At 47.9% G+C, this 24,705-nt stretch carries 21 protein-coding genes; 11 read left to right on the top strand and 10 right to left on the bottom strand.

What is annotated here, in order from left to right; all coding sequences use genetic code 11:
- Positions 1 to 269: 269 nt before the first annotated feature.
- The 9 genes from ACKU41_RS10250 to ACKU41_RS10210 all read right to left on the bottom strand — a co-directional run bounded on the left by ACKU41_RS10250 (position 270) and on the right by ACKU41_RS10210 (position 10,428).
- Positions 270 to 1,136: a universal stress protein gene (locus ACKU41_RS10250; RefSeq protein ID WP_319777229.1), complete on the bottom strand. Its 867-nt coding sequence runs from the start codon at positions 1,134 to 1,136 to the stop codon at positions 270 to 272.
- Positions 1,136 to 1,948, bottom strand: a complete 813-nt coding sequence (locus ACKU41_RS10245; protein ID WP_321400546.1) for a universal stress protein — start codon at positions 1,946 to 1,948, stop codon at positions 1,136 to 1,138. The genes ACKU41_RS10250 and ACKU41_RS10245 overlap by 1 nt, the downstream gene beginning before the upstream one ends.
- A 31-nt stretch (positions 1,949 to 1,979) precedes the next feature.
- Entirely contained in the window at positions 1,980 to 2,381 is a 402-nt protein-coding gene (locus ACKU41_RS10240) for a response regulator (protein ID WP_319777225.1), read from the bottom strand.
- Positions 2,382 to 2,385: 4 nt separating this feature from the next.
- Positions 2,386 to 4,851: a PEP/pyruvate-binding domain-containing protein gene (locus ACKU41_RS10235; protein ID WP_321400544.1), complete on the bottom strand. Its 2,466-nt coding sequence runs from the start codon at positions 4,849 to 4,851 to the stop codon at positions 2,386 to 2,388.
- Between the two features lie 155 nt (positions 4,852 to 5,006).
- Positions 5,007 to 5,756, bottom strand: a complete 750-nt coding sequence (locus tag ACKU41_RS10230; RefSeq protein WP_321400542.1) for a TIGR02186 family protein — start codon at positions 5,754 to 5,756, stop codon at positions 5,007 to 5,009.
- Between the two features lie 3 nt (positions 5,757 to 5,759).
- Positions 5,760 to 6,686, bottom strand: a complete 927-nt coding sequence (locus tag ACKU41_RS10225; protein ID WP_321400540.1) for a sulfite exporter TauE/SafE family protein — start codon at positions 6,684 to 6,686, stop codon at positions 5,760 to 5,762.
- Between the two features lie 125 nt (positions 6,687 to 6,811).
- Positions 6,812 to 7,240, bottom strand: coding sequence for a universal stress protein (locus tag ACKU41_RS10220; RefSeq protein WP_321400538.1), 429 nt, complete (start codon positions 7,238 to 7,240; stop codon positions 6,812 to 6,814).
- Positions 7,241 to 7,709: 469 nt separating this feature from the next.
- Positions 7,710 to 9,080 (bottom strand): sigma-54 dependent transcriptional regulator, encoded by a 1,371-nt coding sequence (locus ACKU41_RS10215; protein WP_319777215.1) that lies wholly within the window; start codon positions 9,078 to 9,080, stop codon positions 7,710 to 7,712.
- Positions 9,049 to 10,428 (bottom strand): ATP-binding protein, encoded by a 1,380-nt coding sequence (locus ACKU41_RS10210; protein ID WP_321400536.1) that lies wholly within the window; start codon positions 10,426 to 10,428, stop codon positions 9,049 to 9,051. Before ACKU41_RS10210 ends, ACKU41_RS10215 begins: the two co-directional genes overlap by 32 nt.
- Positions 10,429 to 11,037: 609 nt before the next feature.
- Here ACKU41_RS10210 and ACKU41_RS10205 point away from each other — a divergent pair.
- The 8 genes from ACKU41_RS10205 to ACKU41_RS10170 all read left to right on the top strand — a co-directional run bounded on the left by ACKU41_RS10205 (position 11,038) and on the right by ACKU41_RS10170 (position 20,645).
- Positions 11,038 to 12,771, top strand: coding sequence for a sigma 54-interacting transcriptional regulator (locus tag ACKU41_RS10205; protein WP_321400534.1), 1,734 nt, complete (start codon positions 11,038 to 11,040; stop codon positions 12,769 to 12,771).
- A 313-nt stretch (positions 12,772 to 13,084) separates the two neighbouring features.
- Positions 13,085 to 14,380, top strand: coding sequence for a 4-aminobutyrate--2-oxoglutarate transaminase (gene gabT, locus ACKU41_RS10200; protein WP_321400532.1), 1,296 nt, complete (start codon positions 13,085 to 13,087; stop codon positions 14,378 to 14,380).
- Positions 14,381 to 14,468: 88 nt separating this feature from the next.
- Positions 14,469 to 15,707 (top strand): ABC transporter substrate-binding protein, encoded by a 1,239-nt coding sequence (locus tag ACKU41_RS10195; protein ID WP_321400530.1) that lies wholly within the window; start codon positions 14,469 to 14,471, stop codon positions 15,705 to 15,707.
- 84 nt (positions 15,708 to 15,791) lie between these two features.
- Positions 15,792 to 16,685: a branched-chain amino acid ABC transporter permease gene (locus ACKU41_RS10190; RefSeq protein ID WP_319777207.1), complete on the top strand. Its 894-nt coding sequence runs from the start codon at positions 15,792 to 15,794 to the stop codon at positions 16,683 to 16,685.
- Positions 16,686 to 16,694: 9 nt separating this feature from the next.
- Entirely contained in the window at positions 16,695 to 17,735 is a 1,041-nt protein-coding gene (locus tag ACKU41_RS10185) for a branched-chain amino acid ABC transporter permease (protein ID WP_321400526.1), read from the top strand.
- Positions 17,722 to 18,447, top strand: coding sequence for an ABC transporter ATP-binding protein (locus ACKU41_RS10180; protein WP_319777204.1), 726 nt, complete (start codon positions 17,722 to 17,724; stop codon positions 18,445 to 18,447). Before ACKU41_RS10185 ends, ACKU41_RS10180 begins: the two co-directional genes overlap by 14 nt.
- Entirely contained in the window at positions 18,434 to 19,144 is a 711-nt protein-coding gene (locus ACKU41_RS10175) for an ABC transporter ATP-binding protein (protein WP_319777203.1), read from the top strand. The genes ACKU41_RS10180 and ACKU41_RS10175 overlap by 14 nt, the downstream gene beginning before the upstream one ends.
- 136 nt (positions 19,145 to 19,280) lie before the next feature.
- Entirely contained in the window at positions 19,281 to 20,645 is a 1,365-nt protein-coding gene (locus ACKU41_RS10170; protein WP_321400524.1) for an NAD-dependent succinate-semialdehyde dehydrogenase, read from the top strand.
- Between the two features lie 146 nt (positions 20,646 to 20,791).
- Here the strand turns inward: ACKU41_RS10170 and ACKU41_RS10165 are convergent, their stop codons facing one another.
- Positions 20,792 to 21,568, bottom strand: coding sequence for an IclR family transcriptional regulator C-terminal domain-containing protein (locus ACKU41_RS10165; RefSeq protein ID WP_321400523.1), 777 nt, complete (start codon positions 21,566 to 21,568; stop codon positions 20,792 to 20,794).
- A 313-nt stretch (positions 21,569 to 21,881) separates the two neighbouring features.
- On the opposite strand from ACKU41_RS10165, the gene dctP reads away from it, so the two are divergent.
- The 3 genes from dctP to ACKU41_RS10150 are packed head-to-tail and all read left to right on the top strand — an operon-like array spanning position 21,882 to position 24,684.
- Positions 21,882 to 22,901, top strand: coding sequence for a TRAP transporter substrate-binding protein DctP (gene dctP, locus ACKU41_RS10160; RefSeq protein ID WP_319777197.1), 1,020 nt, complete (start codon positions 21,882 to 21,884; stop codon positions 22,899 to 22,901).
- A gap of 2 nt (positions 22,902 to 22,903) precedes the next feature.
- The gene (locus ACKU41_RS10155) at positions 22,904 to 23,404 is read left to right on the top strand and encodes a TRAP transporter small permease (RefSeq protein WP_321400519.1); all 501 of its coding nucleotides are present in this window, start codon (positions 22,904 to 22,906) and stop codon (positions 23,402 to 23,404) included.
- The gene (locus ACKU41_RS10150) at positions 23,401 to 24,684 is read left to right on the top strand and encodes a TRAP transporter large permease (protein ID WP_321400517.1); all 1,284 of its coding nucleotides are present in this window, start codon (positions 23,401 to 23,403) and stop codon (positions 24,682 to 24,684) included. Before ACKU41_RS10155 ends, ACKU41_RS10150 begins: the two co-directional genes overlap by 4 nt.
- The last annotated feature ends 21 nt before the right edge of the window (positions 24,685 to 24,705 follow it).

Raw genomic sequence — 24,705 nt, 5'->3', positions numbered from 1 at the left:
ATTACAGTTTATTACAAATATTACATCTGAAACAGGGAAGGACTCCGTGTGTGGCGGGTAAGACCGGACAAGCTTGATCAATACGAACTGTTTGTGAAAAGAATATACGTGTTTTTTTCTGATCGCTAAAAAGACCCGGTACAGCACACTGGAGAGTGCTGTACCGGGCTTGTTGAAACTGAAACTCAGAAGAATTCTAATTCAAAGGGGGGTGGAGGGATTCGCCATTCTTAGAAAGGAAGGTCTAACCAGGCATAACCCATTTTTATCTATCTCAGGACAAGTAGGGAAGACAACGTGTTGTTGACCAAGGTTGCAACTTTATCTCGGGGAAAGAGACGTTGAAGCGTAGACTTGGGGCTGAGCCATACAGCCATCAGATTTTTCTGAGTTCCAGAAGATATGAAAGATTCAAGTGATTTTTCGTCAACCACTTTCACCAGAGCGCAAATATTACGTTTAAGGTAGTAGTCCAAAACTTCGCCCATCTGTTGCTCAACTTCATGCTTGAGCTGGGAGTGTTTAAGAATGCCGACAATTTCAAGCTCAGCATCATAAAATGTGACTAACTGGCTGATCATTTCAAGGGATTCCTGTGTGACATGAGCGTGGTCCAGGCAACATACTATTTTTGTAATGGGATGTTCGTCCTTGATTATCAGTACAGGGCAGTTTGCCCGGTCTGCCACTTTGCCGGGCGCATGGGCATCATTTTCCCAGGCAGAACCGCTGCGGCTGCAGCCCATGATGATCAGGTCGCTGTCATTGTTTTTAGCTTCTTCGAGTATAGCCTTTACGGGGGAGGCATTCCGCAGATGCAATTGCAGCTTTTTGCGTCCCGCATGATCTTCCCCAGCCAGTCGATTGCCTTGCTCTGACATCAGGAACTGTTCATCCCCTGCAACGTAAAGTTCGGAGTTTGAACCGAGTAGAGCCAGCAGGTCTTTGCAGTAGTTGTGCAGCATACGCACTTTGGGATTGGAATCGGTAAAATTGGGTTCTATTCCCGGCAGCAGTCCTTTTTGGTCAATGCCCAGCAGGGCCAGATCCGGCCATGTATTTCGGGCCAGCCGGGCGGCATGGCGGATGGCGTACATGCTGTAAGTGTTTTCATCTACAGGAATAAGTATTTTCATTATGACCTCCCGGCAGAGTATGTCCAACACAGAAAAAGGGGACTGGATACACGGGCCAGAACCTCGATAAGAGGTGATTTACGGGTGGAATTACGATCCACGGCAGAAACGATCATGCCATAATCATGGAGTGAAGGAGCCGCTTTTTCAGGAGCAGTCAACAAGGTAAATGCCCTTTGCGGAGTCTGTCCATGTCCGGCAAGTATTGTTTTAGCGCTTTTAATGATGTCCTCCGGCTGTTTTTCCTGACTGAAGTCATCCAGACTGTAGACACAGAGGTCAAAATCTATCTGTTTGTCAGGCAGTAATCCGCAGAATTGATCAATCATGGATTGTAAGTCTGTTCTGGAATCAACAACGATAGCCACCCGGTCAGATTTGATAAGGTTTTTTACAACAAGAACCGGGCAAGGCATCTTCCTGTATAATTTGGAGCGCAGTTTCTTGCGGAATTCACCGGTATTGAAATTTGAGATTTCACCTTCGATGAACAGATTATATCCACCCAACCGGAGTTCGCGTAAAAGTATATCTGCCCTGTCTCCCACTTCCACAATGGGCTGGGGCATGATGAAGCAGTCCAGTTCCTCGTTTTGAAGAATCTGGCGGACTTGTTCCATACCGGCCTGCTTAAGGCCTGATTCCCATGATTTGCGAATCCAGCCGGTTTCAGACGAGTGCGACTTATGATCCGGTTCCTCAATATGTATGGGTTGTAGACCGACTCCGATGATATCCGATTTTTGGCAGGCATATCGCAGGGCAATATTGGATGCCAGAGTCATTTCCACCGGAATTAACGCTTTATTCATAAACATACCTCGCATACACGGCTAAATCTGGTTAAGCCTGTTTTGACAGTTTGGCTTTCTTTATTTTTTCGTCAGCCAACCTGATTACTTCCTGAATCTCTCCAAGTTTGAAGGGTTTGGCGAGAAAATCGAAAATTCCTTTGCGTATGGATTCCTTTGCTGTTTCCATGGTCGCAAATCCGGTGATGATTATCACCTCGGTGTCGGGAGAGAGGCTTTTTACTTCAGTCATAAACTGCATCCCGTCCACTCCATCCATCTTGAGGTCAGTGACCACAATATCGAAATTACGTTGGTGGATTCTTTCCAGAGCTTTGCTGCTGTCTATGAAGCTTTCCACCTCATAGCCCTTTTTTTCCAGAGCAGGATGGAGCCTTTTACTGACGATCGGTTCGTCATCAAGAATCAGAATACTTGTTTTTGAGGTGTTCATTCTGTCACCCTCCGATTGTTGTTTGAATGCGATTTTTTATTAGTTCATCAAAATCGTTTGCATAACTTTCGATACTGGAGTCATTGATCATGGAAACATCCAGCTGTCTGCTGTATGCAACCAGTATCCCCATGACCATCATACGATACATAATGTCATCAGCACTGATTTTTTTGGCTCGTGCGATGACAAGATCATCCCTGACGGTAATTGAGAAATCCAGACGGGCAAGAACTTCGCTCAGGAATCTGGCTCTCCGTGAACGCCTTTCAGCATCGGTTACACCTCCTGCAAAGCGGAAGTATACGTAGTTGTCTGCCGGATTCTCACTTACGTAACAGTTTATGATAGTGAAGTGATAACCAAGATGCAGACTTATGTGGGAGTAATTGTCTGAAATAACAGCCAGATTACGCCCGATGTTTGTGGAGTCCGCATGCTGTGGTGAAACTGTCCGGGTCATGCTGGACATAAAACTTGAAAAGTCAACAGGAACAGGGGACGACTGCCATACTCCGGCCATAGTGACCCCCTCGATAAAAGCTGTCATTGGAGCTGACGCGACCTGATCCTGTTCTATTGTTTTTCTGTTGAACCGGCCTGAGTCCATTTCGGACTCGATGTTTTTTAATCCGCCCCCGATATCAATAATTGTCAAATCCAGAGGGACAGGTAATTTCAGCCGTCCATTGGGTGAAGATGAGTCAAGCGAAGTTCCGATATTGATTTCAATCAGTTCTTCTACAGCTTTCTCATGAACGAAACGGGTGATGTCATGGAATGTTTCGCATCCCGCAGGATTAAAATTGCTGTCTGCAGGATCGAATAAATTGAGCGGTTCCACCTGCCTGAGAATCCTTCTGAGTAAACGATATTCGTAGGTTTCATCGATGCTTTCACTCTTGGCCTGATAAAGATGTAATTCATGGAGAATCCCGGCATAAACGGTTTTCTGCTCCGCATCCATGGTTATAATCTGGCCTTCGGATAGAATTTTTGTCGCATTTTCAGTGTTAAGAAGCGCAGGGACGCGATATTCGCGGGCAATAGTTGCCAGATGCCCGAGAGGGGAACCCACGTCTGTTATCAAGCCTCCCGCACGGGGAAGAATGGCGGCATACGAAGGCGACGAGTGGTGGACAACCAGAATGGCCCCATTGGGAAAGTCGTTTAAACATGAATCATTACGCGCTATAAATACTTTTCCCGAAGCAATTCCCTGCTGAGCTACATCCCCTTTTCCGGAAATGATTTTTTCCCGGTTGTTCAGTTCTTCGATTAGTGACGCACAAGGCTCATCAACCGGTGACTGTATCCGCAGGGGGCGGCTTTGCAGGATTATGAGTTCTCCGTCTTGGTCAAAGGCGAACTCAATATCCTGCGGTTTTTTAAAATATTGTTCCAGACGCAGGGCGGTCTTAACCAGTATTTTTATTTCTTCTGAGCTGAGACTGGACCGGGTCTGAAGGTGTTCGGGGACTGTCTCCTCAACTGTACCCGGACCAGCGGGATTTATCCGCAGCGCCTTTTCTTTGCGCTGGATGGACACAGCCAGCTGTTCATACGGCTTTTCTCTGGAGACGGAGAACTGGTCCGTTGCCGATTCCCCGGCAACAATGGCTGATCCGAGTCCCCAGGCTGAACTTATAATGACAGTGTTGTCCCGGGGGGCGGTCGGTGAAAGAGTATAAACAACCCCGCTGCATTTGGCATCGACCATTGTCTGAAAGGATACGGCCATCAGAGTTTCTCTGGTCCTGTAATTCAGCCTGCGGCGGTATCTTATGGCAGCGGGTGAATATATGGCGGCCAGTACAGTCCGGTATGCCTCATGCAGTCTGTCGGGCCGGACATTGATCAGGCTTTCATAGATTCCCGCAAAAGAATTATTTCCGTCTTCCCCCCACGCACTGCTGCGTACAGCAAGACCTAAACCTTTTTCCGAGTTGAGGGAAAGTTGATCCCTGACTTCGTTTAGGGTCTTGCGCACTTCGGGTGGAATTGTACCGGAAAGGATTAATTCGGAAATCTCCGCTGAGGCCTGATCAAGCGGTTTATCTCCATCCATGCATTCGTGTTTGATGGCGGAAATAATTTTGTTGAAGCCGTTGGACTCCATATATTCTTTACACGCTCTGGTGGTGATGGAAATTCCTGCCGGAGTTTTGATTTCCAGCAAATTGGATATGCGGGCCAGATTATAACTTTTAGCTCCGACCAGATCATAGTCCTTTGGTGTTGTTTCACTGAACGCAATCATCAACCTGTCTGGAAGAGCCGGTTGCCCTGCGAGCTCGTGCTGGATGTTCTTGGAAATCTCTCCTAGGGAACTGTATAATTCAATATACTTGCCTGGGGTCATGGAATCCAGTGCGCCGATAAGTCTGCGTACAAGATCTTCCATATCCTGAGTCGCCATGCGCAGATACTGGGTGTCAAAAATATAATCACCACCGAGTTTGCTGTGCATTGATGCTATGCCGGTCAGAATACGGTTGTTTAATTCCAATACGGAATTAAAATTTCTAAAGAGGTCGGCAAAAGAGCGAGGCCTTCTCTTGTGCCTTCCTTTCAGGAGTTTCTGTATGAAATTAAACAACCGATTCATAATTTTAACCTTTGGTCCTAATGGACTCCGCCTTTATCTTGAAAGAGCACGGTCATTAACAGACCGGCCAGAATTGCGATAATAACCGCAGAGACTCCATAAGCAATCTCATGTCCGAAGGCGATCGAGGCAAGAATTTCAGGGAATCCGTCCAGTTCGGCAGTTATTGTTGTTGAGGACCTGCCGAGAACCTTATCGCCCTGTACAGCTGCCAGTTCAACGGTATAGGCACCTTTTTTCAGCGAAGAGGGCAGCTTGATTGTTGCGGTAAAATTCCGCAAACCATTGCCGGCATCACTGTAGGTTACAACATTTTCCTGCACTTCATACAGTCCTTCCTGACTGACGAGTTTGATGTATTCATCAAACAGGAGCTGATCAGTATTTCCTTTTACTGAATTAAAACCAAGATTGAGCTGTTTCCATGCGCCCCCGCCGGAAGCGTATGTTTTGGCATCGGTGCCGATAAGGAACAGGTCCGGAATATCATGAAGTTCCACGGACCCTAGATTCATCCATAAGAATCCGAGAGCCTTACCTTTCTTTTTAAAATGGGTGTCCTTATGTTCACCCATAATTCTAACTACTGCTTCGCTCCCCGCAGGTACAGTACCACTTGCAGTGAGGGTAGTCCCATCATAAGTTGTTCCGATAGCAATGTGATCGGGACTTGTGTGCAATGTTACTTTTTCGGATGCAAGGGCTGCTCCACATGAAATGAGCATTGAAACCAGTGCGCCAATAAATATTATATTAAATTTATTCATCTTTTAATGTCCTCCTGCGTAAGCCAGCAGCACATCAGGAGTGAGCAACAGGCTGAGAAGCATTTTGACCATTACAACCAGAACGAGGGTTGCCAGCAGGATTTTAAGCTGCTCACCTTTAAGTTTTCTGCTTATTCTGGTTCCGAATTGAGCACCGATTGTTGATCCTACCAGCAACAGCAATGCCAGCACAAAGTCGACAGTATGGTTGGTATATGATTGCAGAATGGTAACGTTGATGCAGGTAAAGAGAATCTGGAAGAGGCTGGTTCCTACAACAACATGCATTGGCATACGCAGCAGGTAGACCATGATCGGAACCATGATAAATCCTCCTCCGACACCCATGATTGCAGCCAGAACACCGACGAGAGCTCCGAGTACCAGCGGCATGAGCAGGGAAAGGCGGACTCCTGATTTTTCGAAATCGGTCTGGAAGGGGAGGCTTTCAAGCATCTTGGCGTAGCGGGATTTCTTTTTGGGAGCTTCCTGAGTTTCTGTTTTATCTTTTTTGCGCAGGCTCTGGAGGCTTTCAATGAACATGTATGATCCAACTCCGCCCAGCATCAGCACGTAAGTTACATTGATCAGAAAGTCGGCGTTACCCATGGCCCGTAGTACCTTAATGGCCTGAACACCCATGAATCCGCCGAGAACACCGCCGATAAGAAGAAGGATTCCCATTTTGAAATCGACATTTCCAAGGCGGTAATGAGCAAGACAGCCGGAGGTTGAAGCTCCGACAATCTGGTTTGAATCAGATGCAGCCGCAACAGTCGGTGGAATACCGAACATGATCAGCAGAGGAGTCATCAGGAATCCTCCCCCAACACCGAAGATCCCCGAAAGCAGGCCAACCAGGCCGCCCAACATGAAGATGACGACTACGTTAACGCTGTTTCCGGCAATGGGTAAATACATATGCCACATTAAAGAACTCCTTGTTTGTTTAGTTGCAATTGACCCGTAAGTCCGGACTGTCAGTCCAACCGTTCCTCCGAGTCTTTTCTCATTCTATTTTTCCGCAACCGTCAGCAGGCAGTTGCGATTAAATGTCATCGTTGGTCGTATGCGGAAACTTTTTGAACCACTTCGATGTGGCAATCCGTTTTGTTGCCTATTCTTTCCAGCAATTCGATAAATTTTGTGTCCTGCCTGTTTCCGCTGGTTTCCGGTTGCCCGATAAAAAGGGTGGTAATTTTATTTTCAATAATGAATTGAGTAACCTCGTCTTCAAAACTGCCCTTGGTAGAGTAAAAATTTATATGCGACCTTTCCGAGTGATCCTCTGCAAGGAGTGATTCCAGCCTTTTTTCAGGCAATCCGATCCATTCCCCGTCGCTGCCTGTACTGCCCCGGAATTCTTCATCGTCAACCATGAGTATTGAAACATTCATATATATTCTTTTACTCAAACCGATGGCGTAGTATGCGAGCCAGAAACTTGATTCAGATGTATCTACAGCGATAAGTACGTTATTCATATTTTTTACCTTTACTGCTGTAGAGCAAGGCCAGTGCCAAGATGAGGTTGTGATAATGTTCACACAATGTGTTTTATTTGCAGTGTTTACGGATTAAGCAAAAGGCTGGATGGGCAGAAAAAGACTGGCTGGTGTTTCATTATGAAATAGTAGTTTTCTGAAGGAATGAAGTAAGATTGATATGCTTCTGAAACTCGGATTAACGGCTTATAGCCAGCAGTTATCTGCATTTCAAAAATAACATCAACTATGGGCAGGATTTAAAAAAAAGGTCTTTGTTTCACAATGAAACAAAATAGCTTGGGTTATATGTGGGCTAAAATTAATTTTGGAGTAATTACGTTTCAGATTGGAACAGCAATAAAAAACGGCACATCCTTCAAATACAGAAGGCTGTGCCGGAAAGTGATTTTTTTAACAATCTGATCTGCACTGTCGGAGGCCTTGGCGCAGGCGTAATTACAGCTTATTAGGGAGTTTCTTCGTCTTTCATGTCATCGAGATGGTACTTTTTCATACGGCGCCAGAGAGTTGTCCGCGGAAGTCCCAAAATATGGCTGCTCAGGTGTTTATTGTGTCCTGTGGCCTCAAGCACATGCTTGATGTGTCGTCGTTCAACTTCTTCTAATGACAGAAGGCCGGTAGCCCCGAATGCGTTGAAGGCCAGATTCAGCAGATCCGGAGGAAGTTCCCTGATTCCGAGGGTTTCTCCTTCAGCCAGAGCTACGGCCCTTTGAATGATGTTCTCCAATTCCCGGACGTTTCCCGGATAGTTGTAATGGGTGAGAACTTCCAGTGCCTGCGGCGATATACCGCTGACCGATTTTCCGAATCTGGCATTGAAGGTTTTGAGAAAATAGTTTGAAAGCAAAGGAATATCGTCCCTGCGTTCAGTCAAAGGGGGCAGGTAGATTCTCACAACATTTAAACGGTAAAACAAATCTTCGCGGAATTCTCCAAGCTCCATCGCCTTGTGCAGGTCGCGGTTGGTTGCAGCAATAATACGTATATCCAGTGAGACCGGTTTGGTCCCACCCACGCGCATGATATGCCGTTCCTGAATTACGCGAAGCAGTTTGACCTGCATATTGACAGGCATTTCGCCGATTTCATCAAGAAAAACAGTCCCGCCGTCAGCTGACTCAAGAAGGCCTATTTTGGTGGCGGTTGCACCGGTAAATGCCCCTTTCTCATGTCCGAAAAGTTCACTTGAAATCAGCTCTTCCGTAAATCCGCCGCAGTTGAATGAAACAAATGTTTTGCTGCGTCTCGGACTCAAATCGTGGATGGCCCGAGCAGCCCTTTCTTTGCCTGTTCCCGTATCGGCCTGCAGGAGCACATTGCAGTTGACCTTCGCAACCTTACGGATCATTGCAAATAGTTCCTGCATGACCTTGCTGTTGCCGATAAAATTATCAAACGCTTTTACCTCTCCGAGGCTTTCCTTGAGGCGGCGGTTCTCATCCTTGAGTTGTAATTTTTCCATAGCTTCCTGCGCTATGGCTTTAACTTCCTGTATGCGAAAGGGCTTGACGATATAGTTTACGGCACCTTTGCCGGTGGCTTCCACTGCGGACGGGATGGAACCATGGCCGGTGATTATGACAGCATCAACATCTTCAAACCCTTTTTTCACAAAGTTGAGTATGGTCATCCCGTCCATGTCCGGTAATTTAAGGTCTATAAATACCAGTTGGAACGGTTTTTCGGTCATTCTATTAAGGAAGGGATGTCCAAGCTCGAATGTTTCGGTTTCAAATCCCTGTTTATTTAAAGCTCTGGCAACGAGTTTGGCTGTATGACCTTCGTCATCTATCACTGCCGCCCGAAATCTGCTCATTATGATTCCCCACTTCCTTATATTCTGGCAGGTAAATTGAAAAAGTTGTTCCTTCCCCGAGTTCGCTCTGTACTTCTATGTATCCCTCATGCTTCTTAATAATCCCGTAAATGATTGACAAGCCCAACCCCGTTCCCTTTCCGACAGGTTTGGTGGTGAAAAACGGGTCGAATATACGTTCAATAGTTTCTGCGGTCATTCCGCAACCTCTATCAGCGACTTTAAACAGGACATACCCATCGGGTGTATCCTTGGCTGAAATTATTAGAGATCCGCCTTCTTCCATTGCATGATCGGCGTTGATAATCAGATTGATGAATACCTGTTGCAAGGAATTCAAGTCACCTTTGATGTCTGGCAGGCCCTCAGGAATATCGGTTCGCAAGGTTATTTTATCAAGCTTGAGCTGGTTTGCAACAAGTCCGCTGGTTTCCCGGATCAGTCTGTCGGGGCTGACTCTGGACATCAGGTGTTCACCTTCTCTTGAAAAATCCAGCAGGTTTTTCACCACAAGGCTCGCCCGGCCTATCTCCCCGATAATGTCGTTAAGCATTTCCCTGGCCTCGTCCTTCTCCATATCATCAAATTCCTCAAGCATGGTATCTGCCGTCAGCGATACGTTGTTGAGAGGGTTATTCAATTCATGGGCTATTCCGGAGGCGAGCGTTCCGATGGAGATAAGCTTTCTGGATTCAATCAACTGCTGCTGCCGGGATTCAATTTCTTTAGCCATGTTGGTGAAGGCAGAGCGCATAAGCAGGGAGATTTCATCATCACTTCTTATCTGATTAATGGTATCGTAATCCCCTCTGGCGACGCCTTCGGCTGCTTGCTGCACATAACGAAGCCGCCCGAACACTTTTTTGGTCTGCCAATAGAAAAGGACAGTAATAAGTACTGCCAATGAAATCATTACTGCGATCGGTATATACTGTATTCGAATCAAGGCATTATGAATACGCTGTTTTTTCAGAGTAAGAAGGTTTTGCGCCTTTTGCACCATGCTGCTGCCGAGATTACGGGTCTTGGCCGGATCTTCGGGGGCCCCTTCCGTAAGAAGGCGCAACTGCTGCTTGTAGTTGTTCATGTTATTCATGAAGGCGTCATATTCATGCTGCCCTGCAACTTCTATAATATTGCTTTTCAGGCGGTCAGCATCTTTTTCGGCTTTGTCCAGATAGATGACGACTTCCTTGAGACTTCCCGGTTCAGGGTAAAACATGAAGTTTTTTTCATAACGGCGTATTTCGAGGATATCCGAAAGCAGTTCATGGAAATTATCCATAACAATCAGTCTGTCCCGCAAGGTTACAACGTTCCACCAGAACATCCCCGTGTTCAGTGCCATAAAGCTTAGATAAGCTATAAAAAATATTATTATTTTAATCCGAATCCCTTTCATCGTACTACCTTATGCTTTTTAAGTTGCTGTATTTTTTAACAGGTTGATTAAAAGCAATATGCATGCCGTACTATAGGTCTGCGCAAACACAATTATAGAATCTTTTAAGCTAGCTCCGAAGTGTTGCTAAGTCCACCAACTCTTGTCGCATGGCATGTTGTTTGTTTCTGGATGCAATCGTCCCCGACGAAAAAAATATTCCTCCTGATACTCAGTAAGCGGCAGGTCAACGGTTCAATTTCGAGGGGTTCATAAAAAAGCAAAACTCTGATTGCTGCGGTTGGGTTTTGCGGTACGTATCAATGTATATTCTGTTTTGTGAAATGTTGTTTCTGTTGTTAACAAAAATGTTGAATGCCGAGTCTTGTCGATGTTAGCTTTTTAAGAAAAGTTATTTGTTCTACCTCGATATGTTGATTTTTTATGTGTATGGCAATGCGTCACGTTTCTTGCATTCAATGCCGTATGTTTTGATGGATGCAAAAGAAAAAGATGTGAATTGTATATGTTTCGCAGGGCCGTATTGTTTATTATAAAATATAGCTGAGTGTGTTTATGCAACATGAATTGATCCAACACATATTGAATTGTGTCAGTTACGCAGTCGTGGTTGTTGATACTAAATGTACAGTCATCAATATGAATAACGTCGCGCTGGACTTTTTGGAGCGTCGGGACCGGGTGACTGCTGTGGGTATTGCAGCAGAGCAGATCCTGCCAATCGCTACTCCCTATATAAAAAAGGGTCTGGCCTCGGATGAGTTTAAAAAAGGAACCGGGCGTATTGTAAAACGCGGTACTGAATTGTTTTTTGAAATCACCCCGCTCATTATTGAAGGAAACCTTGAAGGTGCGGTGGTCAGCCTGCAGAAGCCGTCCCGGTTTGAAGAACTCGCTGTTGAGCTGAGTTCATTTCAGGATATGGCTAATACCTTGCAGGCCATTTTTGATTCCTCAAGCGATGGCATCTGGGTAACAAACGGGGAGGGGGTTGTTACCCAGATTAACCGTGCTTCAGAGGATTTGAACGGAGTCAAGACTACAGGGATTGTCGGCAAAAGCATTGACGAAGTAGTTGAGACCGGACTTGTTGATGTGTCTGTTTCCAAGGAAGTGCTGGAGAAAAAAAGACAGATCAGCATGTTGCAAAATATTACCAAGACGGGAAGGCAGCTGCTGTGTACCGGAACACCGGTATTTGATAACGGTGGCAGACTTTCCATGGTTGTTGTCAATGAGCGGGACGTGACGGAGCTTCTCGATCTGCGGGAGCACCTGAGAGCCGCCCGTGAAATTACTGAAAAGGCGCGTAAGGAAATTACCAATCTGAACATGCTGGAGTTGGAGCAGGGGGCTTTCATTGCAGAAAGCAAATCAATAAACCGGCTGCTGGCAAGTGCTCTCAAGCTGGCCCAGCTGGAGGTTTCCGGCATATTGCTCCTTGGCGAATCGGGAACCGGAAAATCCATGCTTGCAAAACTTTTGCATCAGCACAGTCCGCGCGCGTCCGGGCCGTTTTTAGCCATCAACTGTGCCGCCGTTCCCGAGCAGCTCTTTGAGGCGGAACTTTTCGGTTATGAAAAAGGTGCCTTTACCGGTGCCCGTGAGAGCGGCAAGGCAGGATTGCTGGCGTTGGCTGACGGCGGAACTTTTTTTCTTGATGAGGTTGGTGAAATGCCTTCTTCTATTCAGGCTAAGCTTCTAAAATGTATTGATGAAAAGGAATTTACCCCTCTGGGTGGCTCCACGCCCAAAAAAATTAACTGCGTCATCATCGCAGCCACTAATAAGGACCTTGAAAAACAGGTCAGTAAGCGGTTGTTCCGCAAAGACCTCTTTTACCGCCTTAATGTTTTTACCCTGACCATTCCCCCACTGCGCGAAAGAGTGGAAGATATCTTTGCTCTGGCAACGTCCTTTCTGAATAAATACAACGAGCGATACGGAAAATTCAAGGTTCTTTCCCCTAAGAGTCTGAGAATGCTCCAGAATTATTCGTTTCCCGGAAATATCAGAGAGCTCGACAGCCTTATCAAAAAAGGCGTGGCTGTGGCCGAAGAAGATGTGCTGGATGTCTATTTTGAACAGAGCCTGCTTGGAGCAGCTGAGGCCGAAACAGTATCCACCAAAGGGCTTTCCATGCAGGAAGCTCTGGATATGGTTGAGCGGGAGATGCTGAACGAAGCACGCAGAGCCTGCAAGACGACAAGGGAGATGGCCAGCTATCTAAAAATCAGCCAGCCCTCAGTGGTTCGTAAACTCAAAAAATATGGATTGGGGGCTTCATAGAAAGTCTGCTGATTCACTTTTGAATCAACTCAGAAGGTTTGCTGCCGTTATTGTTGATAATCTGTTTGTCCTTATTTCTCTTAACTTTAGTTTTTTGCATTTTAGTAAAAAGTCAGTGAGTTTTCTCTTTATGATTCAAAATTGAATCAAAAAGAGAAGAAAAAGGAGTGAAAATAGCTGTTTTGATTCATATATGAATCAAAAACTAAGATGAAATTGTGGCAGATCTTTGTAACATGCTGTTTTTTGCGTTTATTTTATGTGGCATGATATGTGCTTCTTTGTAGCAAACACAAAAAAGGACGGAATACACATGAGTAACTCAGACAAACTGCTTGAAAGAAGAAACAAGGCAGTGGCTGCAGGTGTAGGTAACTTGGGGCCTGTCTTTGCAGAATGCGCCGGAAATTCTACAATTACTGACGTTGACGGTCAGGAATACATAGACTTTGTTGGTGGTATCGGTGTTAACAACGTTGGTCACTGTAATGAAAAAGTTGTTGCAGCAATAAAGGAACAGGCTGAAAAGCTTATCCATTCATGCTTCCACATCGCCATGTACGAACCTTACATTGCTTTGGCCGAGAAGCTGATTGAAATTGCTCCCGGAGATTTTGAGAAAAAGGCTGTTTTACTTAACAGCGGAGCTGAAGCCGTTGAAAACGCGGTCAAAATAGCGCGTCTGGCAAGCGGCAAGAGCGGAATTGTCGTTTACGAGGGCGGATTTCATGGTCGGACCCTGCTGACCATGAGTATGACCAGCAAGGTTAAGCCTTATAAGTACAGGTTCGGGCCATATGCTCCTGAAATCTACAGAATTCCATATCCTTATTGTTACCGGTGCCCTTACGGTAAAGAATATCCTTCCTGCGACATATATTGTGCCGAGCAGTTCAAGAACTGGTTCATCGGCAATGCCGCTCCTGAGAATCTGGCCGCTCTTGTGGCCGAACCCATCGCCGGAGAAGGCGGTTTCCTTGTTCCGCCTCCGGAATACTTCCCCAGAATTAAGAGTATCTGCGCTGAAAACGGCATTTATTTCGTTGCTGATGAAATCCAGTCCGGCGGTGGCCGTACCGGCAAGATGTGCGCCATGGAACATTGGGGTGTGGAACCGGACCTGATGACCATGGCCAAGAGTATCGGCGGCGGTATGCCCATTTCCGCCGTGGTCGGCAAAAAGGAAATAATGGATGCGGTTCATCCCGGAGGACTGGGCGGAACCTACGGCGGTAACCCGGTTTCCTGTGCGGCGGCTCTTGCTGCTCTTGATTCCCTTGAAACTGGAATTCTGGAGCAGGGTGCTGCTTTGGGTGAAAAGCTTAAGGAAATATTTCTGGGCTGGAAGGGAAAGTACTCCATCATCGGTGAAGTCCGGGGTCTTGGTGCCATGATTGCCATCGAACTGGTTTCGGACAGAGAGAAGAAGACTCCCGATGCAGCTGTAACAAAAAAGATTGTCAGCGAAGTCCTGAAGAAGAAGCTTCTGCTGCTAGCCTGCGGAAACTACGGCAATGTACTCCGGGTTCTGGTTCCTCTTTCCGTGGACGAAGAAACACTCGGCAAGGGATTGGCTATTCTGGAAGAGGCTATCGCAGCAAACAGCTAAAGAAGGTTTAGAAGCTCCGGCAGGGCCGCCGGAGCAGCACAGATAAGCTCTATTGTTCATATAAACCGTAAACCGGACGAGGAGAAAAATGAAAATTTTTAAGTCAGTTGTCAGCGCAGGGTTGTTTTGCGCTCTGGTATTGGGTTTCAGTTCATTCGCTATCGCGGCGGATACGGTTAAAGTGGGTAACATTCTGCCTCTTTCCGGCCCTTCAGCCGCAGTGGGGCAGCAGGGTAAGCAGGCTAGGGAAATGGCGGTTGAAGAGATTAACGCCGCCGGCGGTATCAAGGCTCTTGGCGGCGCTAAACTGGAGATGTTGTACGCCGATTCCAAAAGTGATCCCAACGTAGGTGTTACCGAGGCCGAGCGTTTCATCAATACTGAAAAGGTCAACGTCCTTACCGGTTGCTGGAACTCAGGTGTAACCTATCCCGCAACTGCTGTTGCCGAGCGTTACGGCATTCCCTTTATTGTGCCTGTCTCAGTCAGGGACACAATCACCGAGCGCGGTTTTAAAAATGTTTTCCGCGTGGCAGCCAAGGACTCCTGGTGGGCTCGTGACCAGTTTGCTTTCCTCAAGGATATGTCCAAGGAATTCAATACAGAACTTAAAACCATCGCTATGGTTTATGAAAACGGTGACTGGGGTACCGGTCTTGCCGCACAGTGGAAAAAGCTCATTGGCAACAGCGGTTACAAAATCGTTCTTGATGAGCCTTATCCCTCCAGCGCAACAGACCTGACCCCGGTAGTAAACAAGATCCGCCGTGCCAGACCTGATGTGTTGCTGCTTGTTTCCAATGCTGCCGATGCGATTCTGCTGACCAACACTATGGCCGATTACCGCGTCCGTCCCAAAGTCATCCTCGGCACCGGCGGCGGTCATGCTGACCCTACTTTCTTAAGCGGTACCAAGGATAATGCCCGTTATATCTTCGATATCGTTGAGTGGGAAACCGACGTCAACAAGCCCGGCGTTAAGGAAACCAATGAAAAATATAAAGCAAAGTACGGCACCAACCTTACCGGTGAAGCCGTAGATGCCTATGTATCAGTTTACGTTTTGGCTGACGCTCTGGAAAGAGCGGGTTCTGCTGATCCTGATAAACTGCGTGCCGCATTGGCCGCAACCGACCTGAAAACCGGCCCCGCAGCCATTGTTTCCTACGAGGCTATTGAATTCGACGAAACCGGACAGAACAAGCATGCTTCCCCGGTTATCGTGCAGGTAAACGACATCGGCAAAGGGCTTGAGCGTATTACCATCTGGCCCAAGTCTGCCCGCCGTGCGGGGTACACCCCTGTCTTCCCCATTCCCAAAAAGTAAAACAGACAGCGGGGCGGGCTTCCGGTCCGCCCCGCAATTGAAAACAGTCATTCCACTCAAATAATCAATCCACTGGCGGTTTTTATGGATTTTGCATTTATTTTACAGGATGTTATCAGCGGGATTCTCATGGGCTCAATCTACGGCCTGATCGCGCTGGGGCTGACTCTGGTTTTCGGGGTTCTCAAAGTCATCAACTTCGCCCACGGTTCCTTTCTCATGGTAGGTATGTACGTATCCTACTGGGCCGTAGCCCTGACCGGACTGCATCCCTATCTGGCCCTGTGCATAGTTGTTCCGGTAATGTTTTTCTTCGGCTATTACCTGCAGAATTTTCTTATCAAGCCTATTTTTGTGGCCGAGAAGGATGTGCGTGAACCGACCACGGTCATTATCGTAACCACCGGGGTCTGGTACATGCTGGATAACCTGACCCTGCTCTTTTTCGGACCGGATTACAGGGCCCTGACTCCCAATCCCCTGAAAGGCCGGATGCTTGAATTCGGGGAGGTCTTCATCTCCGTACCCAAACTGTGCGGGTTCCTTATCTCAATCGGCACAGCCGTAGCTCTGTATATTTTTCTGCAGAAGACCCGCACCGGCAGGGCGATCAGGGCTACCAGTCTTGACCGTGATGCCGCTTCTCTAATGGGCATCAACCAGTGGAAGATTTTCAACGTTGCTTTCGGTATCGGCACTGCCATCGCGGGGATTTCCGGGGTTGTACTAACTCCTTTTTACAACGTTTATCCCACCGTGGGCGTGCCCTTCGATGTAAAGTCATTCGTAATCGTTGTGCTGGGCGGACTCGGCTCCATTCCCGGCGCCATCATCGGAGGAATCATCATCGGGCTCATCGAATCAATCGGTCCTATGTTCATGACCTCAACATGGACCGAGGCTATTGTCTACATGCTCTTTTTGTTGGTGCTCTTTGTGAAACCTTCCGGCCTGTTCGGCCAGAAATACGATTGGTAGGAACAAGTTATGACTGAGAATACGATTAAGAAATATTGTCTGGCTGGTGTGGTGCTTTTTGCCTTTGCTATGCCGCTTTTTGTCCACAGTCCGACTTATCTGCATATCTCGATTATGCTGCTTCTGTTTGCTTACATGACCACCACGTGGAATCTGGTGGGCGGATTTGCAGGAGTCCTGCCGCTCGGGCATTCTGTTTTTGTGGGTATCGGAGCATATACCTCCACTATCCTCTGGTTGCAGTACTCCATCTCGCCTTGGCTCGGCATGATTGTCGGCGGGGTGATTTCAGGCATAATCGGTTTTCTTATCGGTAAGCCTACCCTGAAAATGCGCGGTGCCTATTTCGCGCTTTCGACGATGGCTTTTGTGGAAGGACTCCGGGTAGTGGTTGAAAACCTCAGTTATATAGGTCCTTTTCATCTTAACGGTCCACGGGGATTGAATATCCCGCCCCTGCCCGGCGGGGAAAGCAGTTTTTCGGCTTTCCAGTTTGCCTCCAAAGAGCCCTATTACTATATCATTTTGAGTATGCTTATCGGCGTGCTTGCACTGACTTGGTACATCTCCCGTTCCAAGATCGGCTACTACCTAACCGCAGGCGGCGAAGAGCCTGAAGCGGCTGAAGCTCTGGGCATCAATGTTTCCAGATATAAAGTCAGGGCCATGGTCATGAGCGCCTTTCTCACCTCTCTGGCCGGAACTTTTCTGGCTCAGCTGACCCTGTTTATCTATCCCAAGTCGGTGCTGACTCTGGACTTGTCTTTCGAGCTGGCTTTCATTGCCCTTATCGGCGGACGCGGTTCACTCGCCGGGCCGGTCATCGGCGCGCTTTTACTGCGACCGGTCAGTGAATTCAGCCGTATTTATCTCAGCGATTCCCTGCCCGGCATGCATCTGATTCTTTTCGGGGCCATTCTTGTCGTAGTGATGCTGCTTCAGCCCAGCGGACTGACCGCGCCGCTTAGCGCAAAATTCAACGCTCTGGTCAAAAAAATTGCATCCGACGGAGACAGCACAAGCAGGGAGGTTCGTGATGAGTATGCTTAGATTCGAAGAAGTTACCATGCAGTTTGGCGGCTTGACCGCAGTTAATGCCCTTGACCTTGAGGTGGGCAAAGGACAGATTCTGGGGCTCATCGGGCCTAACGGTGCAGGGAAATCCACTGTGTTTAACTGCGCCGCCGGGGTCTACAAACCCACAATGGGTAAAATCTATTTTGACGGAGAGGACATCACCGGAGCCAGGCCTTGGGATCTCTGCCGCAAGGGGTTGGCCCGTACTTTCCAGATCGTCAAGCCTTTCGCCACCAAATCCGTGCTTTACAATACCACCGTGGCCGCTTTTGCCACCACCAACAGTCATGAAGAGGCCGAATCCATTGCACTTGATGTTCTCAAGGAGATGCATCTTGACCACCGCAAGGATGATCTGCCGGGAGCCCTGACCATCGCCGACCGCAAACGTCTTGAAATCGCCAAGGCAATGGCCACCAGACCCAAGCTGCTGCTGTTGGACGAGGTGATGGCCGGACTGCGGCCGACTGAAGTGGATGAGATTATTGATGTCTTCAAAGGTATCCGCGAGAGCGGGGTGACCATATTTGTGATTGAACACATCATGCGGGCTATAATGGCTCTTTCGGATGAATTGGTAGTCATCCATTTCGGAACAAAGATTTCTGAAGGAAAACCGGATGACGTGGCTCAGGATGAAGATGTTATCAAGGCATATCTCGGAGGTGACTATGTCGCTTCTTAAAATAGATAATCTTGACGTCAGCTACGGTGATGTTCAGGTTATTTTTGACCTTTCTCTGCATGTAAAAGAGGGGGAGGTCGTCTCAATCATCGGCGGCAACGGGGCTGGTAAATCAACTCTGTTGCGGACAATTTCAGGGCTGCTTGCCCCGTCCGAGGGGCAGATCAATTTTGATTCCGCTGATATTCAGGGCTGTGCTCCTGAAAATATCGTGGATACCGGGTTGATCCATGTGCCTGAAGGCCGAAAGCTTTTTTCTCTGATGTCCGTCTACGATAACCTGATTGTAGGGGCCTATTGTGAAAGGGCCAAGGACCACATTGAAGAGTCTCTTCAGACTGTCTACGAAATGTTTCCGCGCCTTGAAGAGCGCAAGGACCAGTTGGCTATGACTCTTTCAGGAGGGGAACAGCAGATGGTTGCCATCGGACGTGGCATTATGGCCCGACCCAGATTGATGATGCTTGATGAACCGTCACTAGGTCTCGCACCGATTCTGATCAAGGAGATTTTTGCCAATGTGCGCGAGATTGCTGATCAGGGAACCACTGTTTTACTGGTGGAGCAGGACGTGCAGCATTCTCTTTCCCTTTCTGACCGGGGCTACGTATTGGAACATGGCCGGGTGGCAATGGAAGGAAGTGCGCAAGACCTGCTCGATAATCCGCACATCAAGACGGCCTATCTGGGTATTTAAATGTTTTGAAGATAACGTCTTGCAATAATGGCTTCTGCTTTCTCAGGCTTTTTTGCAAAAGAATATAAGTTTAAGAAGGACCGCCTGATGCCTTCTATGATAAAAATATCCTTGTAATCGGATAAAAGGAGTTCTTATGAGTATTCAAAGTTTTAATCCGGCTACAGAAGAAGTTGTGGCTTCCTTTGAACCATATTCCGAAGAGATGGTTCAGTCTATTTTGGACAATGTTGCAGTTGAGTGGTTGGGCTGGAAAGAACGCAGTTTCGCAGAGCGTAGAGCTTTATTGAAAAAGGCTGCGGATCTATTGCGTGAACGCAGCGGAGAGTTGGCTGAAATCATGGCTGTAGAGATGGGCAAGCCGGTGAAGCAGGGTGAAGGCGAGGCGGTGAAGTGCGGTCTTGTCTGCGATTTTTATGCTGATAATGGTGAGGAAATGTTGGCTCCTACTCCTGTAGAGGGTGCCGGGCGCAAGGCATATATAACTTACCAGCCCTTGGGGACCGTTCTGACTGTCATGCCTTGGAATTTTCCTTTCTGGCAGGTTTTTAGAATTGCCGCTCCTTCGCTTATGGCCGGTAACGCAGTGGTTCTCAAGCACGCTTCCAATGTTCCGCAATGTGCGTTGGCGATTGAGAAGATTTTCAGGGACGCGGGTTTTCCTGAAAATATTTTCAGGTCCTTGTTAATCGATGCACGTCAGGTAGAATCTGTTCTGGATCACGGTTCTGTCTTTGCGGTAAGTCTGACCGGAAGCGAATTTGCAGGCCAGAAGGTTGCTTCCGCTGCCGGTGCCAGACTCAAGAAATCCGTAATGGAACTGGGCGGCAGTGACCCTTTTATTGTACTTAATGATGCCGATCTTGATGAAGCAATCAAAATCGCGACTGTCTCCAGATGCGGTAATGCCGGACAGACCTGCATTGCGGCTAAACGCTTCATTGTTATGGATGGTGTTTATGATGAATTTGTTTCCCGTTTTGCTGAAAGTATGGATGCATTGAAGATCGGAGATCCTCTGGATCGGGAAACGGATATGGGGCCCATGTCTTCCGGTAAATTACGGCAGGAGCTTCAGGATCAGGTGGACCGCTGTATAAAGGCCGGAGGCCATGTTGTGCGCGGGGGCAGCATCCCTGATGGTGCCGGATTCTATTATCCGCCCACTCTGATAACTGACGTTCCCGCAGATGCAGATGTTTGTCAGGAGGAGCTGTTCGGCCCGGTCGCCGTGGTTTTCCGTGCGGCATCAGTAGATGAGGCTGTTGATATTGCTAACAGCACTCCCTTTGGCCTGGGTGGTTCCATCTGGTCAAAGGATGAAGATCTGGCCGAAAAGGTGGCGGCCCGCATCAGGACCGGTTGTGTTTTTATCAATAGCCTCGTGCGCAGTGATGTGAATCTTCCTTTTGGCGGTATAGGTATTTCCGGTTTCGGCCGCGAACTTGGAACTTATGGTATTCGTGAATTTGTAAATGTTAAGCCTGTTTGTATCGGTTGATCAGGGAGTTTGGAAAGGGCTCCTGACCGTTTGATCCATGTAAAAAGTAAAGCCCCGCAACGTGCTCAGTACGTTGCGGGGCTTTTTGTCTTGGCCCGAGAAAGGTTAGCTTATGCGGATAGTTTGCGTTTAAGCTGATGTTTGTCTCACAATAAGGATCCAATTCGCGCAGCGGCTTCAAGTACTGCCGGTGCGAGTTCCTTCTCAGCCCGTTCTTCTGTCCATTCGGAAATTCTGGCGGAAATATAGACCGCGGCGCGTGGCGTTCCGTCCCTGTCCAAGATCGGAGCCGAGACCGCTATTTCGCCGATCAGCTGTTCCTGCATGGAGATGCAGAATCCTTTTTTCCGCACAAGCTCTATCTCTTTCATTATCTCATCAATATCCGTTATTGTATAAGGGGTTATGGATGGGCGTTCCGAACGCTGCAGGATTTCTAGAATTTCAGAATCGTCAAGACAGGACAAAAATGCCCTGCCTCCGCAAAAGGCGGGAACTCTTCGGCCCGGAAGGGTCCCTTCAAGCAGCAGGAGCCTTTGCGGCAGCCGGATCAGGTAAATAATGGAAGTGTCGTACAGTGTTCCCAGATAGGCGGAGTTGCCGGTCAACTCACGGGCTTCCAGCAGAAACGGAGTGGCGACTTCCACCAGCCGTTCGCTGCGTAGAAAATTGTAGCCAAGGCTCATGGTCTTAGGGCTTAGGCTGATCAGTTTTGTTTTGCTGTCCTTTATTATGTATCCCAGTTCTTCCCATGTATGCAGAAACCTCTGCACCGCACTTTTGTTCAGCCCGGTAATTTTGACCATCTCGGTTAAACTCAAACGGCGGTGTCCTTCATCAAATGCCTCAAGAATGCGCATCCCCTTTTCCAGAGATGCAACAAACAATGGATTTGCCTTCTTGGTATTGCTTTTATTAGTCATATGCTGGAATCCTAGCTTGTCTTGTTGATTTGATCCACCATCTTTTATGGGGCTGATCTGCAATATTATTCAATGTGCTGGATGTATTGTGGTCGGTTTAGTGTTTTTTGTCATTTTTGCAAAATGTTAGGTTTAACGTATTGCCTGAGCGATGTTTGTTTGCTTTTTTTGCAAAACAGCTTGACGCCGTGGTCAGAAATAATTAAATTGTAATCAAATACTAAGTATCGTATTACAATACTTAGAGTCGTAAATGCGAAATTATGGGCAACTGTCTTGTTGCCTAAACCTCAACCCCCCCAAAGAGGATCCCATGAAACGCACCACATTATTCGGATTGATTCTGAGCCTTGTACTCATCATTCCCGGCAGCGCACTTGCCGCTAAATCTATCAAAATGAGTTACAACGGACCGCCTAACGAAAAGGATAATGCTGTCCATTACTTTGCAGCAAAATTCAAGGGGCTGGTGGAAGAGGCCACCGGTGGTGAAGTTGAAATCAAGCTTTACCCCAACAGCCAGCTCGGTAATGAAGAGCAGCGCATGGAGCAGGTCATGAGCAGTCCTATCATTAACGTTGCTTCCTATGGCGGCCTTCAGATTGTTTTCCCTGAAATGTTCGCCACCAACATTCCTTTTCTCTTCGACAGCTACAAAGCAGCACACAACTTTTTCGATGGTAGCGAATTTATGGACAAGGCGCGTGCTGAAATGAAAGGCCGCACCGGCATTGAATTGCTTGAAGTAGTGGAAGAAGGCGGTTTTCTCGCATTCACCTGTGATAAACCCGTTCACTCTCCTAAAGATTTCAAAGGTCTGAAATTCAGAGCCATGGATGCCAGTCAGGTTGCCATGTATGAAGCATTCGGAGCATCAGGCACCCCGATTCCCTGGACCGAAGTGTATCTGGCACTTAAAACCGGCGTTGCTGACGGTCAGATGAACCCCCCGACCTACATTATTATGGGCAGCCTTTATGAAGTGCAGAAGCACCTGACTCTCGCAAACGTCCAGTATTCCGACCAGTTCCTGCTCATAAACGGCGAACTTCTCGCATCCCTTACCCCCGCGCAGCAGAAAGCCATCAAAGAAAGTGCTCATAAAGCAAACGTAGCAACACGCGAATTTGTGGAATCTTTGGTGGATGAGAGGGTTAAATTCCTCGAAAGCAACGGTATGACCAGCTACACCCCCACCGCTGAAGAATCCGCTGAATTCAAAAAACTGGGCAGCCCCTCCTATATTAAGTGGCTGCAGGAAAAAGTGGACCAGACATGGATTGACCTTGCTATGAAAAATGCCCGCAAAGCAAATGCAGAGGGAGCAAAATAGCAATGAAACCTGTCGCAAACTTTTGCAAAAAAAGTTCTGACATTCTGGAGCGCCTCTGTCTTTTAGGGGCGGGGGCGCTCCTGGTTATAAACCTTCTGGATGTCATGCTGGGTGTGTTCGGACGGTTTTACCGGCCACCCATGTGGACCACGGATCTGGCCAAAATAACTCTCGTCTGGATGGTCATGCTGGCTGCCGCCCCTGCTCTCAAACAGGGGGAGCATATGGCGATCCGTATCATTGTGGACCGCCTCCCCAAAACACCGCAGATGGTTGTGGCTGTCCTGCGTAAGGTCGTCTTTGCCGGAATCCTGATTTTCATGGTCGTCTGCGGGTATAATTATGCTTACAAACTGAGATTGTTTAACATCATGACACTGGGCATAAAGAAAAGCATTCCGCTCATGTCTATTCCTGTGGGCATGGGGTTGATGTTTATTCAGTATACTCTTCAGCAGTTCATTCCGGCCGGGGATATCAACAAAGAGGAAGAAGACTCATGAGCCTTATTCTGATGCTTGTTTTTTTCACCATGCTTGTCTGCGGGCTGCCGCTTTTTGCTTCCATGCTGGCCACTGCCCTGAGCGGATTTGTCTATATCGGCGATTTTTCCCAGTTGCGAATCATGGTCCAGCAGTTCTATGGCGGCATGGAACCCTTTTCCCTGCTGGCTATTCCTTATTTTATTCTGGTCGGGGAGCTCATGGGCTCTGCGGGACTTACCGAACGACTGTTGCGTTTTGCTGAAGCGCTGGTCGGTCATCTTAAAGGCGGTCTCGGTTACGTCACAGTCGTAGCCAGTATAATTTTTGCCGGAGTGAACGGATCAGCAGCAGCAGATGCCTCTGCGGTCGGTTCCATTATGATTCCGGCTATGAAAAAAGGCGGCTACCCGGCATCATACGCCGCAGGGCTTACCGCCGGAAGTTCTCTCATCGGCCCGATCATTCCGCCCAGTATCTTTATGATCCTCTTCGGAGCCATGACTAAAACCAATGTCGGCGCTCTGTTCATTGCGGGGGTCATGCCGGGGCTGCTGCTAGGCCTGGCCTTCATGCTCATGCACCGCATCAGCGCCGCAAAGCTTGATCTACCCATTGTAAACACTGAATTCTCTGTATCAAAGCTGTTGTCGGCCACCGGTGGTGCCATTACTTCTTTGATCGCTCCGGGCATTATCATCGGCGGTATCCTCTTTGGGTTCATGACGCCCACGGAGTCCGGTGCTGTAGCCAGCCTGTACGTACTTATCGTAGGTTTTATATGGACCCGCCAGCTCAGTTGGAAAGCGGTCTGCAAGGCTCTGGGAAATACCGTCCGTTTGACCAGTGTCATCTTTGTTGTCATCGGCGCTGCGACCATTGTCGGCTGGATTCTTTCTTCTGAACAGGTTCCCCAGAAACTGGCCCCGCTGGTGCTGGAATACGCCAAAACCCCTTCCATGGTTCTACTTTTTATGAGTCTGATCATTTTCGTGGTCGGCATGTTCATGGAAGAGATCGCCGCCTTGGTGTTGCTTACTCCGGTTTTTGCCCCCCTCGCCGTGGTCGCGGGCATTGATCCGCTTCATTTCGGCATTGTCATGACCCTGAATATCACCATTGCTTTGATTACTCCGCCCATGGGTGCATGTGTATACATTGTTTCCTCCATCGGCTCTGTTCCGCTGGAAAAAATGTTCAAACACATCTGGCCCTTTGTTCTGGTCGCAATCGGATGTCAGCTCATGCTGATTTTTATTCCCGGTATATCACTTTGGCTGCCGAGACTGTTGGGGTATTAAGTTGTGAGACCGGTCATTGTA

It is taken from the genome of Maridesulfovibrio sp. (genome assembly GCF_963678865.1).
Lineage (GTDB): Bacteria > Desulfobacterota > Desulfovibrionia > Desulfovibrionales > Desulfovibrionaceae > Maridesulfovibrio.
This window is presented reverse-complemented; position numbering and strand designations above follow the sequence as displayed.